Here is a 13,731-nt window from a genome sequence, read left to right on the forward strand (position 1 = left end):
CACCCCTGCCCTCCCCCAAAAAGGGGAGGGAGTCAGATCACTGATAACCCTTGGGAAATGGATCCGGCTTGATGAGTTCCGGCGATTCCGACACCACCTTGAAGCTGCCGTCCGGCAAGCCCATCGCAATGCGCGACTTGCTCCACAGGTGATGGTTGGCGTCGAGCTTCACGTAGCCTTCTGGCGCCTGCTTGAGTTCGATGCCTGGCGATGCGGCGACGACCTTGTCGACGTCGAAGCTCTTGGCGCGCTCGACTGCGGCCTTCCACAACCAGGGGCCGAGGTAGCCGGCCTGGGTCACGTCGCCGATCACCGAGTCCTTGCCGTACTTGGCCTTGAAGGCGGCAACGAACTTCTTGTTGTTCTCGTTGTCCAGCGACTGGAAGTACTTCATCGACGAGTAGAAGCCAGCGAAATTCTCGCCGCCGACACCGGTCATTTCGTCTTCCGTCACTGCCAGCGTCACGAGCAGTTGCTTGTCACCGGTGATGCCGGCCGCCTTGAGTGCTTTGTAGAAGGCGACGTTGGAGCCACCGACCACGGCTGCATAGATGCAGTCGGGCTTTTGCAGCTTGATCTTGTTCATCAGCGAGCCGAAGTTGGTGCTGCCCAGTGGGTAGTACTCCTCGCCGACGACCTTGCCCTTTTGAAAATTCTCGATGTGCTTGCGCGCGATCTTCATCGAGGTGCGTGGCCAGATGTAGTCGGAGCCGATCAGGAAGAAGGTCTTGGCCTTCTTCTCGGTCTTGGCCCATTCCAGGCTGTACAGAATCTGCTGCGTGGCTTCCTGGCCGGTGTAGAAAACGTTCTTCGACTGCTCCAGGCCTTCGTAGAAGGTCGGGTAGTACAGCAAGCCGTTCTCTTTTTCGAACACCGGCAGCACGGCCTTGCGCGAAGCCGAGGTCCAGCAGCCGAACACCGCAGCGCAGTGGTCGTTGATGAGCAGCTTCTTGGCCTTCTCGGCAAAGGTCGGCCAGTCGGATGCGCCGTCTTCCTTGATGACTTTGATCTTGCGACCGAGGATGCCGCCCATGGCGTTGATTTCATCGATGGCGAGTTGCTCGGCCTGGATCGAGCCGGTTTCGCTGATGGCCATGGTGCCGGTCGACGAATGCAGCTGGCCGACGATGACTTCGGTGTCGGTCACTGCCAGCTTGGTCGTGTTGACCGAAGCGGTTGGCTGCGCAAAGGCAAGGCCACCCAGGCCCATCATGGGCAAGGCAGCGGCGCCCTGAAGCAAGCGGCGACGGCGCATCGCAATGCGCTCGGGCGATTCATCGATGGACGGGTCTTGATCGCGGGACATGGCGGTATCTCCAGGCAGGTTGAAGTTCAAAAACGAACACGGGCGCCGGGTATGCACCACAGCTGTGCGCTTTGAGTGATCGCACTGAGTGCGGCACACCGAGCGCCATGGCCTGCACTCTAGAAACGGAATGCGTACTTCCGAATACGTCAATCAACGTAGCCTTGCCGACCAGCCGTGCGGCGAGACTGGCGATCCGTCGTTGAGTTCGCTTGCTCCGGCGGAACGGACAAGGAGCGCTTCTTGCAGAGTCTTCGGCAAACACCATTCCTGATAGAACGGAACATGCCGCCCGCGAACTCGTCTGCCACCTCTTCCGCCCCATCCTCCACACCGTCTTCCACGACGTCGCCCGTCACCGGTCAGAAGATCTTTCGCATTCGTCGCGACTACAACACCTGGGTCGCCAACGAGACGCTGGAGGACTACGCGCTGCGCTACACGCCGCGCAGTTTTCGCAAGTGGTCGGAGTTCGGCGTGGCCAACACCGCGTTCGGCGCCACCTCTTTCCTGGCGCTGGAGGCCATCGGCGGCGCCATCGCCCTGAGCTACGGTTTCTCGAACGCGCTGTGGGCCATCCTGGTGGTCGGCATCATCACGTTCCTGACCGGCCTGCCCATCTGCTACTACGCCGCCAAGTACGGCGTCGACATGGACCTGCTCACACGCGGCGCCGGCTTCGGTTACCTCGGCTCGACGCTGACTTCGCTCATCTACGCGAGCTTCACCTTCATCTTTTTCGCGCTGGAGGCGGCCATCCTGGCGCTCGCGCTGCAGATGTATTTCGACTGGCCGCTGGCAGCCTGTTACCTCGTCTCGTCGATCGTCATCATCCCGCTGGTGATGCGCGGCATCACGATGATCTCCAAGCTGCAGCTATGGACGCAGCCGATCTGGCTCGTCTTGTTCTTCTGCCCGTTCATTGCGGTGGCGATCAAGAACCCACAGGCCTTTGCCGACTTCACCGGGCTGGTCGGGCGTATCTCGGGCAACAACGACTTCGATCCGCTGATGTTCGGTGCCGGCGCCACGGTCGCCTTTTCGCTGGTGGTGCAGATCGGCGAGCAGGTCGACTACCTGCGCTTCCTGCCGGAGAAGACCGCCGCCAACCGGCGCCGCTGGTGGGCTGCCGTATTGGTCGCCGGGCCGGGCTGGATCGTGCCCGGCATGCTGAAGATGATGGGCGGCGCCTTCCTTGCGTTCCTGGCGCTACAGCACGAGATCAAGCCCGACCACGCGGTCGAGCCGACGCACATGTACCTGGCCGGCTTCGCCTACGTCTTCAAGGACCCGGCATGGGTGCTGGGCATCACGACGCTGTTCGTCGTGGTGTCGCAGATGAAGATCAACATCACCAACGCCTATGCCGGTTCGCTGGCGTGGTCGAACTTCTTCGCGCGGCTCACGCACAGCCATCCGGGCCGCGTGGTATGGCTGGTGTTCAACGTGCTCATCGCGCTCCTGCTGATGACGCTCGGCGTGTTCGCAGCGCTGGAGAAAGTGCTCGGCCTCTACAGCAACATCGCCATCGCATGGGTCGGCGCGCTGGTGGCCGACCTGGTCATCAACAAGCCGCTGGGCTGGAGCCCTAAATCGATCGAGTTCAAGCGCGCCCATTTGTACGACATCAACCCTGTCGGGCTCGTGTCGATGCTGGTGGCGGCGACGATTGCGATGGTGGCCTATGCCGGGCTGCTCGGGCGCTGGGCCGAGTCGTTCTCGCCCTTCATCGCGCTGTTGACAGCGCTGTTGGTGTCGCCTCTCCTGGCCTGGAAAACCAAAGGCCGCTACTACCTGGCGCGCACCGACCTGCAGCACTGGACGCCGGGGCAGATCGTGCGCTGCTCGGTTTGCGACAACAGCTTCGAGTCGGAGGACATGGCGCACTGCCCGGCCTACAGCGCACCGATCTGCTCGCTGTGCTGCACCCTCGAATCGCGCTGCCACGACGCGTGCAAGAAAGACTCCCGCGCGTCGGAGCAGATCAGCGTCTGGCTCAAGGCACTGCTGCCACCGGCGGTTGCGCTGCGGCTCAACTTCCGGGTCGTCCACTACATCCTCGTCACGACATCGCTGATCGCCTTGCTCGCCACGGTGATGGGCATCGTCTATGCGCAGGAAGGCTTGCTCAACGCCGATGCCGCCGGCGTGTTTTTGCAAACGCCCTTTCTCAAGGTCTTCGCGATGCTGTCGATGGTGGTGGCCGTCGCCGCCTGGTGGATCGTGCTGGGCAGCGAGAGCCGCAAGATGGCGCAGGAAGAATCGAACCGCCATAACCACCTGCTCACGCTGGAGATCGAGGCGCACGGCCGCACCGGCGCCGCGCTCCAGGCAGCCAAGGAAGCCGCCGAAGCCGCGAACCAGGCCAAGACACGTTACGTGGCCGGCATGACGCACGAGCTGCGCACGCCGCTCAACAGCATCCTCGGTTACTCGCAGATCCTGCTGAAGAACGACGACACCGCGCGCCCGCCGCGGGAAGCGGTGCAGACCATCCACCGCAGCGGCGAACACATGCTGAGCCTGATCGACGGGCTGCTCGACCTGGCGCGCATCGAGGCCGGGCGCCTGCAGCTGGAGTCGATGCCGCTCGCGCTGCCGGACTTTCTGGAAGAAGTCGTCCGCATGGTGCGACCGCAGGCCGAGAGCAAGGGCCTGGCCTTCGTCTACACGCAGAGCGGCAGGGTGCCGCCCTGGGTGCAGGCCGATGCCAAGCGGCTGCGCCAGATCCTCATCAACCTGTTGAGCAACGCGGTGCGCTTTACCGATGCCGGCAGCGTGACGCTGCATGTCGATGCACGCCGACAGGTGTTGCGCTTCGATGTGGTCGACACCGGCATCGGCGTCGCACCGCAAGACCATCAGCGCATCTTCTTGCCGTTCGAACGCGGTGCCGCCGGCCGGCGCCATGGCGGCGAGCCGGGCACCGGCCTCGGGCTCACCATCACCGGCCTGTTGACTTCGCTGATGGGCGGCGATCTGCAACTCGCGGACACCTCGTCGAAAGGCAGCGTCTTCAGCGTGCGTGTGTACCTGCGCGGGGTGGCCGATCCCGGTCCGCAGGTCGTCCCGCAGCGCGTGATTTCCGGCTACTTCGGGCCGCGCCGCACGCTGCTGGTGGTCGACGACCAACCGGTGCAACGGCAGATGCTCGCCGGCATGCTGGCGCCGCTGGGCTTCGATGTGCGCGAGGCTGCCAGCGGCACCGAGTGCCTCGACAGCCTGCGCCAGCACGTGCCCTCCGCCATCCTGCTCGACCTCAGCATGGACGACATGGACGGCTGGGAAACGGCAGGCCGCGTGCGCGCCGCCGGCTTTGCCGTGCCGATCATCATCGTGTCGGCCAACGTGTTCGAGAACCAGGCCGACAGGCTGCGACTGCACGATTGCCAGGCCTTCGTCGGCAAGCCGGTGATCGAGTCGGAACTCACCACCACGCTGGAGCGACACCTCGGTCTGCAGTGGCTGCAGCCAGGGCTGGTGCCGGCTGGCGGGCAGACATCGGCAGAAGCCGCGCCCGAGTTGCTGACCTTGCCCGAAGAAGCGCGGCACGAACTCATGCGGCTGGTTCAGGTCGGCCATGTGCGCGGCCTGCAGCAGGCGCTAGACCGGCTCGCAGCGGCGCACCCCGACCTGGCCGCCACCTGCACGCATCTGCGCGGCATGGTGGCTCGCTTCGATCTCGACAGTTTCAAGAACGCACTTGCCGAGGAGGTCCATGCCCCCAATTCCTGAAGCCGACCGCCCCGTGGTGCTGGTGGTCGACGATGCACCGAGCAGCCTGGGCATGTTGTGCGACACGCTGGAGGCCAGCGGCTACACCGTGCTGGTCGCGGCGGACGGCGAATCGGCGCTGCAGCGGCTCGAACTCGTGGTACCCGACGCCATCCTGCTCGACGGCATGATGCCGGGCCTCTCGGGCTTCGAGACCTGCCGCCGCATCAAGGCCAACCCGGCGCTGGCGCACATCCCGGTCTTGTTCATGACCGGCATGTCGGAGACGCACGACGTGGTCGAAGGCTTTGCCAGCGGCGGTGTCGACTATGTGGTGAAACCGATTCGTGCGCAGGAGGTGCTGGCGCGACTGCACACGCATGCCCGTAACGCGCGCATCACCCGGATGGCGCGCGACGCCGTCGATGTGGCTGGCATGGGCGTGGTGTTCGTCGACACGCGCGGCCGGCTGGCTTGGCGCTCACCGCAAGCCGCGCTGTGGCTGCATGCGCTCGGCGAGCCCGCCGAGCCCGGTCATTTGCCGGCGGCGCTCGAAGACTCATTGGTCCACGGCAGCACGCGCGTCGTCACCACCGCAGGCGGCACGCGGCTGTCGGTGCGCAACCTCGGCGCGGCCACGCTGGGCGAAACCATGCTGCTGCTGGCCTTGCACAAAGAAGGCCCCGCCGCATTGGCGCGCCTCACCGAAGCCGCGCTCACGCCGCGCGAAACCGAGGTGCTGTCATGGCTCGCCAAGGGCAAGACCAACCGCGACATCGGAGACATCCTGGGCATGAGCCCGCGCACGGTGAACAAGCACCTGGAGCACATCTTCGAGAAGCTGGGGGTGGAGACGCGTTCTGCTGCGGCGGCGTTGGCGAGTGGGCATCTGGTTTGACGTGAACTGAAGCGCGCTGAATCCTGAAACTACACGGGTGCGAGATGAGTGTGAATGCGCCCAACCTTCTCCGCCACCCTCACTCCGCAAGCATCCGTGTGGAAATGTCTCTTGCCGCCGCCGTGAGAAGCGGCAGGTGCGCTCTGACCATGTCTTGAACAGTGGCTACTTTGTGCATCCATGTGAGGTTGATCGCTGCGATCACCTCATCATTGATCCAGATCGGTACCGCGATCGAGTCTCTGCCATCGTTCCAGTCGCGGCGGTTCTGTTCAAAATGCCCACCGAAATCCGGCGTCCTGTGCCCGTACCCCAGACGACGTGTTTCTTCGAGCAGGCGTTCCACCATGGCCGGCTTGCGCGCCATGAAGTTGCCCGGTTCGTTGCTGCTCGCCAGACGCTGAATCATGGCCTTGCGCTCACTCTCGCTGCAGAATGCGATGTAAGCGCGCCCAGTTGCGGAACGCAGCATGTTGATCCTGAAACCGATGGGTCCTACCGGCACGTTCGAGAAGTAAGACTTGGGCCGATTGGTCTCGATAACCTCCATGCAATCAAGCCTTGGAACCGCCAACACGGACGGCCAATTGACCTTCTTGCAAAGGCGCTCCATTACAGGTGAAGAGACTTCGACCAGATAGTTCTCGTCATTGAGTTGCGGCGCGCGCTGCTGCAGGGTGTGACTCGCCATGTATGCCCCGTCGGCCAGCCGTTGCCAAACCATGCCCCGGCGCTCCAAAGTCAGGATAACTCGGGTCAGCGTGGCCTTCGGCAAGCTGGTGGCGAGAAAGAGATCGTGCAGGCTGGCCGCACGCGCCTGATGCAAATGCGCGAGCACTTCGAGACCTCGATCCAGTGCCCTGATTGTCTTGACCTTGTAGTCGCGCATACGGTGTCTCCAAAGCAGGTAAGTTTCACCAGGAGAAAAGCTGGTGCGCGATGCTACCCGCCGGCTACGGTGCACGCCAATACTTTCCCCATCCCCCGGACCATCCACGGGCCGGGACAACAAGAAGACAGGAGACAAGTGCGCGACGGCCGCCCCCGGCTGTCGTCTGCCGTGGCTCCTTCTTTTCCGGGCGGTGCTCGCCGCGCCTTCAAGGAGTCAAGTTCATGAGTTTTTCCCACGAAGATGTGCAGCGTCTGTTGCAGCTGCTGGACAGTTCGCAGTTCGACGAGCTCCAGCTTGAAGCAGAGGGGATCAAGCTGTCACTCCGCCGCAATGGCATAGGAACGAGTTCCACGACTCTGCCGATGAGCACGCCGGCGGCCGTGCCTCGCGTTGCACTGGCTGCGGCGCCCGTAGCGCCTGTGCAGCAAAGCCCAACGCCTGCTGCCAACCCGTCTCTCCTGGAGATCCGCGCGCCAATGCTCGGCACCTTCTACGGCGCACCAAAGCCCGGTTCCGATCCTTTCGTCAAGGTGGGTGAGCGAATCGACGAGAACACGGCCGTGGGAATCATCGAGGTCATGAAGCTGATGAACTCGATCTCTGCAGGACTGGTCGGCACCGTGGTCGAAGTGCTGGCACGTGATGGTGACCTGGTCGAGTACGACCAGGTACTGATGCGGGTTCGTCCAGCGTGAGCACGGTCGTGAAAACGGCAGACGAGCTGGCGATCGACGGACCGATCCGCCGCGTTCTGGTCGCGAACCGCGGTGAGATCGCGGTGCGCATCATCCGAACGCTCAAGCGCTTGGGTATCGAGTCGGTGCTGGCAGTCTCCACCGCCGATCGCGACAGCGTGGGAGCCCGGCTGGCAGATCGTGCGGTCTGCATCGGACCAGCGCGCGCGACCGACAGTTACCTGCGGATCGGGACACTGATCGAGGCTGCGCGCGGCGTCGGCGCTCAGGCCATTCATCCGGGATACGGATTTCTCTCGGAGCGCGCGGAATTTGCCGCAGCTTGCGAAGAGAACGGATTAATTTTCATTGGCCCAACTTCTGCCCAGATCGAGCAGGTGGGAAACAAGCTCGAGGCACGTCGTTGCGCTGAACAGGCGGAGGTGCCGATCGCGCCCGGCGGGCAGGTAAACAGCTTGCCGGCCGCGCTCACCATGGCCGAGCAGATTGGCTACCCGGTTCTCATCAAGGCTGTGGGTGGTGGTGGTGGCCGCGGCCTGAAGCGCGCCAATACGCCAGAAGATCTGACGGCGCTGTTTGATCTCGCGAGTTCCGAAGCCCTTGCAGCCTTCGGCGACGGACGCGTTTACGTGGAGTGCTTCGTCACCCAGGGGCGCCACGTCGAAGTGCAAATTCTGGGCGACGGCGTGAGCGTGATCCACATCGGCGACCGCGATTGTTCGGTCCAGCGCCGCTATCAGAAGCTGGTCGAAGAAGCACCCGCACCGCATCTGACCGACGCCATGCGCCGCGACCTGCACGCGGCCGCCATCCGCTTCTCCGAGCACATCCACTACCGCAGCCTGGGCACGATCGAGTTCCTGGTCGACCTGGCGCGGCAGCGCTTCTACTTCCTGGAAATGAATGCACGTATCCAGGTTGAGCACCCTGTGACGGAGCAGATCAGCGGCCTCGACCTGATCGCAGAACAGCTGGCCGTTGCGCAGGGCCATCCCTTGCGCCTGGGGCAGGCCGACGTGCGCCTGACGGGGCACGCCATCGAATGCCGTATCAATGCCGAGGATCCCACGCACGACTTCCGGCCCGCGCCGGGCCGCATCACTGCTGTCCATTTTCCGACCCAGGCAAACGTTCGCGTGGATACGCACATGGAGGCTGGCGCCATGATTTCGCCGTACTACGACTCGATGATCGCGAAGGTCATTGCAACAGGTGCCAACCGGGATGAAGCGCGAAGGCGTCTTGAAAGTGCGCTGGCGGAAGTTCGCATCGATGGCGTCTTGAACAACATCGCCCTGCACCGCGCCGTTCTCGCAACGCCGGAGTTTGTCGAAGGCGGTTTCGACACAGGCTTCCTCGGCCGCTTCCTGGCCGGCGACGGCGCCGCCGTCTTCGGCCCAACCGCACACGCCTGACCCCAAGGAGACCTTCATGACATCGACTCGACTCGACTTCATCGACACCACGGTGCGAGACGGCAACCAGAGCCTGTGGGGCGCCGTGGGCCTGCGTACCGGCATGATGTTGGAGATCGCGCCCGACATGGACCGCGTGGGCTACCGCGCGATCGACTTCTCGACCAGCACGCACATGGCCGTGACAGTGCGCTTCCACAAGGAAAATCCCTGGGAGCGAATCCGCCTCATGAAGGCGCGCATGCCGCGCACGCCGTTGAGCTTCCTGTCGACCGGCATGCGCTTCATCTCGTGGGAGACGGCGCACCCGGAACTGATGGCCCTCTCATACCGGCTGTTGGTAAACAACGGCATCGAGCGCTTCATGGTGATGGATCCCATGAACAACATGCAGGCTGTCATCGACAGCGCGACCGCCATCGCTGGCGCCGGCGCCCGCGAGATCGTAGGTGCGCTCGTCTACACCGTGAGCCCGATTCACGACGATGCCCACTTCGCAGAAGCTGCACGCAAGCTGGCGGCGGTGCCAGCCATAACGCGCGTCTACCTCAAGGACCCGGGTGGGCTGCTGACGCCGGAGCGTGCGCGCACCCTGCTGCCTGCGTTACACAAGGCCTTGGCCGGCAAGCCGCTGGAACTGCATTCGCACTGCACCATCGGACTCGCTCCGTTCACCTACGCCGATGCGCCCGCGCTGGGCGTGGAAACCTTGCACACCGCGACGCGGCCGCTGGGCAACGGCAGCAGCCAGCCCGCGATCGAGAACATCGTGGCCAACTTGCAGAGCCAAGGCGTCTCCGTCGATCTCGACATGAAGGCGGCGGGACGCGTCAGCAGCTACTTCGCTGCACTGGCCGCTGCCGAAGGTTTGCCGCCAGGTGTGCCGCAGGAGTACGACATGCGCTACTTCCAGCACCAGCTGCCGGGCGGAATGATCGGCACCATGCGTCGCCAGTTGCGCGAGATGCGCCAAGAGCATCGCCTTCCGGAGGTCTACGACGAAGTGGAGCGTGTGCGCCGCGAACTGGGCTATCCGATCATGGTGACGCCGTTCTCGCAAGTGGTCGGAACGCAGGCCGTGATGAACGTCCTGGCTCCCGAACGCTATGCCAACGTGCCTGACGAGGTCATCCGGTACGTGATCGGCAAATTCGGCACGCCGCCCGCGCCAATGGACCCGAACGTGCGGGACCGCATTGAGCAACTGCCTCGTGCAAAGGAACTGGCTAAGCAGAGTGCGATGCCCGAGCTCTCCGAGATGCGCCGCCGTTTCGACTCCAGGCTCTCCGACGAGGAATTTCTGCTGCGCGCCACGATGCCGGCAGAACAGGTGGATGCGATGGTGGCGGCAGGACCGTGTCGCCAGCACTACAGCGCCGTGGCCAGCCCGGTCGAGCGGCTGGTCAGCGAGTTGTCCAAGCGGCCCGACGTGAGCCATGCACGCATCGAGCGCGATGGTTTTCTTCTTGAGCTTCGTGCGAGCAAGCCAGCCGTCCCGGCAGGGAGTGCGGCATGAGTGCGAAGGATCCGAGCACGACGCACGTTATGGCGGCCGCGGCGGAAATCTCACCAGCGCCCACTTTGGCCAACGTGCGTGGCTTTGTCTTCGACATCGACGGAACTCTGGCACTCGCAGACAAACGGCTCAATGGCTATCAAGCACTTCCTGGCGCCTGCGAACTGCTCGCGCTGTTGCGTGAGCGCGGAATCCCTCATGTCGGCTTCACGAACGGGAGCACCAAGACCCCTCAACAACTGTCGCAAGCGTTGACGCAGATCGGCATCGAACTGGATCCACAACACACGTTGACGCCAGTCAGCGTGGCTGTCGATCTGTTTTCGCGGCGACGCTATAAGCGGATTCTGGTGCTGGGCGGCGAAGGCGTCTGGAAGCCGTTGGTCGAGGCCGGTTTCGACGTGGTGCGCTCTCCTGCACGGGCAGACGATGCCGATGCCGTGCTCATCGGCTGGCATCCGGACTTCGCGCTCGGCGATCTTGAGGCGGCCTGTCGCGCGGTGTGGGCCGGCGCGGCGTTCTATACCGTCTCCAAGGCGGCCGTCGTGGCCAGTCGCGAAGGTCGCGCGCTGGGCATCTCGGGCGCGCTCGCAGCGGCCGTGGGCAGCGTCACGGGTAAAAAAGCGGTGGTCGTCGGGAAGCCATCGGCCCAGGCCCTGGTGTGTGCGAGCGGACGCCTGGGTGGCTTGAAGCCGGCTCAGATGGCCATCGTCGGCGACGACATCAGCCTGGAGAACGCCATGGCACTGCGCAGTGGTGCGATGTCGGTGGGCGTCCATACGGGATTGAGCAGCGCCGAGGACTTCGCGCGTCTGCCCGTTGCGAGCCGGCCCCATCTTTCGATCAGTGGTGTGGACCGGCTTCTGGAGATGTTGAGATGAACCCCGCGGTTACCGCCCACGCCGCTGCTGAAGTCCTTTGGACCCCGCGGCCCGACCAGATCGAGCCGACGCGACTCGCTGCTTACATGGCGTGGCTGGCGACCGACAGGGGTTTGAAGTTCGACAGCTACGACGCGTTGTGGCGATGGTCGGTCGATGAGCTCGAGGCCTTCTGGCAGTCGATCTGGGACTTCTTCGATGTGCAGGCCGATGGCAGCTGTGAGCCCGTGCTGGGCACGGTCGCGATGCCCGGCGCTCAATGGTTTCCCAACACACGCCTGAACTACGCAGAGCACGTCTTTCGTCAGACCAGCGAAGAGCGGCCTGCCCTGATCGCACGCAGCGAGGACACCGGCACGCACGAGGTGTCCTGGGCAAACCTGAAGCGCGACACGGCAGCACTCGCAGCCCGGCTGCGCGGCCTGGGGATCGGCGCGGGCGATCGCGTGGCGTCGTACATGCCGAATCGCGCCGAGACGGTGGTTGCGTTCTTGGCATGTGCCAGTCTGGGCGCGATCTGGTCCAGCTGCGCGCCAGACATGGGCGCTTCGGTCGTCCTCGATCGGTTCCGTCAGATCGAGCCCAAGGTGCTATTGGCTGTGGACAGCTACAGCTACAACGGGAAAGTTCATGACCGCCGTGAACTGGTCGAAGAGTTGCTGCTGCAACTGCCGACCGTTCAACACGTCATTCACGTGGCGGGGCCCATCTGCCGGGCCGCATCCCACAAGCCCCCGGCCTGGCGGAACCGATCGAGCTGGCAAGAGGCGGTCGCGGCCGATGCAGAACTGCAGTGCGAAAGGCTGCCATTCGACCACCCGCTGTGGATCGTCTATTCGTCGGGCACCACGGGGTTGCCCAAGGCCATCGTGCACAGCCAGGGCGGCATCGTGCTGACGCACCTGAAAACCATGGCGCTGCAGCACGACCTGCGCCCTGGCGATCGGTTGCTGTTCCTTGGCGGCACCGGCTGGATCGTGTGGAACCTGCAACTGGGTGCGCTGTTGACCGGGGCGAGCATCGTGCTTTACGACGGCAATCCGGCGTGGCCCGAGACGAGCTCGCTTTGGCGCTTCATCGACGAACAGAAGGTCACCTTGTTGGGCTGCGGGGCCGCCTACCTGATCAACTGCATGAAGGAAGGCCTGCGGCCCCGTGATCTTGTCGACTTGAAGAGCCTGCGCGCGATCAACGCCACGGGCTCGCCCTTGCCCATCGACGCTTACCGTTGGGTCTATGACGCCGTCAAGCCGGACCTCTGGCTGGCATCGATCAGCGGTGGTACGGACATCGCTTCGGGCTTCGTCGCCTGCGCGCCGATCCTGCCTGTGACTGCCGGTGAGATCCAATGTCGCGAGCTCGGCGTTGCCGCGTATGCGTTCGATGAAACCGGACACGCGCTGATCGAAGAGGTCGGCGAGCTTGTGATCACCAAACCCATGCCTTCGATGCCGATCTATTTCTGGGGAGACCCGGAGCACCGACGCTACCGCGAGAGCTACTTCGAGATGTATCCGGGAATCTGGCGCCACGGTGACTGGATCCGCTTCACGGACCGCGGTACCTCGGTGATCTACGGACGCTCCGACTCGACCATCAATCGACACGGCATCCGAATGGGCACGGCCGAGATCTACAGAGTGGTCGAAGAATTGCCGGAGATCCGCGACAGTCTGGTGGTCGACCTGGAGTACCTCGGGCGACCCTCCTTCATGCCGCTGTTCGTGGTGCTGGGGCCCGGCGAAGTCCTGGACGACGTCCTGAAGTCGCGCATCACCCAACAGATTCGCAGCAAGGCCTCTGCGAGGCATGTGCCCAACGAGATCTACCAGGTCAGCGAAATTCCGAGAACGCTGACAGGCAAAAAAATGGAAGTGCCTGTGCGCAAGCTTCTGCTCGGGGCTCTGCCCGAAAAGGTCGCGAGTGCAGATGCGATGGCCAACCCCAAGAGCATCGGCTTCTTCGTGCGTCTTGCCGAAGAGATGAAGGTGTCTGCCGCGATGTAGCGCAGCCCAAAACAATTTTTAAACCCGCGATAAGCCGCACTTCGACGGCCCCGCACTTTGACCGTGTCATGCGACACAAGGAGACAAGAAAATGAGCAGCAAACCCAAGGTACTGATGATCATCACGCTGGACACCAAGGCGGTGGACGCGAAATACATTCGTGACGTGCTGGAGTCACAGGGCGTGGATGTGGTCCATCTCGATGCGAGCATCCGTGAGTCGTCCGATTCGAGCGCCGAGATCACGCCCGAAGCCGTCGCCAGGGCGGCTGGGAAAACGATCCAGGAAGTACGCGACCTGAAGCACGAAGGCAAGTGCCAGGCCGTGATGATCGAAGGCTCCGTCAAGTGCGCGCTCGAATTCCATGCGAAGCACGGCCTGAGCGGAATCATCGGGGTGGGTGGGTC

Annotated in this window: 10 protein-coding genes; 8 read left to right on the forward strand and 2 right to left on the reverse strand. The window is 63.6% G+C overall.

From position 1 onward, the window contains the following. Window positions 1-37: 37 nt before the first annotated feature. Window positions 38-1,306: an urea ABC transporter substrate-binding protein gene (gene urtA, locus QN397_RS25295; RefSeq protein WP_187052421.1), complete on the reverse strand. Its 1,269-nt coding sequence runs from the start codon at window positions 1,304-1,306 to the stop codon at window positions 38-40. A gap of 285 nt (window positions 1,307-1,591) precedes the next feature. On the opposite strand from urtA, the gene QN397_RS25300 reads away from it, so the two are divergent. Next, the gene (locus QN397_RS25300; RefSeq protein WP_323496487.1) at window positions 1,592-5,041 is read left to right on the forward strand and encodes an ATP-binding protein; all 3,450 of its coding nucleotides are present in this window, start codon (window positions 1,592-1,594) and stop codon (window positions 5,039-5,041) included. Beyond that, window positions 5,025-5,918, forward strand: coding sequence for a response regulator transcription factor (locus QN397_RS25305; RefSeq protein ID WP_323502338.1), 894 nt, complete (start codon window positions 5,025-5,027; stop codon window positions 5,916-5,918). The genes QN397_RS25300 and QN397_RS25305 overlap by 17 nt, the downstream gene beginning before the upstream one ends. Before the next feature lie 79 nt (window positions 5,919-5,997). Here the strand turns inward: QN397_RS25305 and QN397_RS25310 are convergent, their stop codons facing one another. Next, window positions 5,998-6,807: an IclR family transcriptional regulator domain-containing protein gene (locus tag QN397_RS25310; protein WP_323502339.1), complete on the reverse strand. Its 810-nt coding sequence runs from the start codon at window positions 6,805-6,807 to the stop codon at window positions 5,998-6,000. Between the two features lie 224 nt (window positions 6,808-7,031). Between QN397_RS25310 and accB the strand changes: the two genes are divergently transcribed. The 6 genes from accB to QN397_RS25340 form a co-directional block, all read left to right on the forward strand. Further along, window positions 7,032-7,505 (forward strand): acetyl-CoA carboxylase biotin carboxyl carrier protein, encoded by a 474-nt coding sequence (gene accB / locus QN397_RS25315; RefSeq protein ID WP_323502341.1) that lies wholly within the window; start codon window positions 7,032-7,034, stop codon window positions 7,503-7,505. Continuing rightward, window positions 7,502-8,920, forward strand: a complete 1,419-nt coding sequence (locus tag QN397_RS25320) for an acetyl-CoA carboxylase biotin carboxylase subunit (protein ID WP_323502342.1) — start codon at window positions 7,502-7,504, stop codon at window positions 8,918-8,920. The genes accB and QN397_RS25320 overlap by 4 nt, the downstream gene beginning before the upstream one ends. A gap of 16 nt (window positions 8,921-8,936) precedes the next feature. Then, the gene (locus QN397_RS25325) at window positions 8,937-10,436 is read left to right on the forward strand and encodes a hypothetical protein (RefSeq protein ID WP_323502343.1); all 1,500 of its coding nucleotides are present in this window, start codon (window positions 8,937-8,939) and stop codon (window positions 10,434-10,436) included. Next, complete coding sequence (locus tag QN397_RS25330; RefSeq protein ID WP_323502344.1) at window positions 10,433-11,317, forward strand: HAD-IIA family hydrolase; 885 nt, start codon at window positions 10,433-10,435, stop codon at window positions 11,315-11,317. The genes QN397_RS25325 and QN397_RS25330 overlap by 4 nt, the downstream gene beginning before the upstream one ends. Next, window positions 11,314-13,323 (forward strand): acetoacetate--CoA ligase, encoded by a 2,010-nt coding sequence (locus tag QN397_RS25335; protein ID WP_323502345.1) that lies wholly within the window; start codon window positions 11,314-11,316, stop codon window positions 13,321-13,323. Before QN397_RS25330 ends, QN397_RS25335 begins: the two co-directional genes overlap by 4 nt. 91 nt (window positions 13,324-13,414) lie before the next feature. Further along, the coding region (locus tag QN397_RS25340; RefSeq protein ID WP_323502346.1) for a Tm-1-like ATP-binding domain-containing protein at window positions 13,415-13,731 on the forward strand (317 nt) is incomplete at its 3' end.

This window comes from Variovorax sp. RTB1 (assembly GCF_035018765.1).
GTDB lineage: Bacteria > Pseudomonadota > Gammaproteobacteria > Burkholderiales > Burkholderiaceae_C > Variovorax.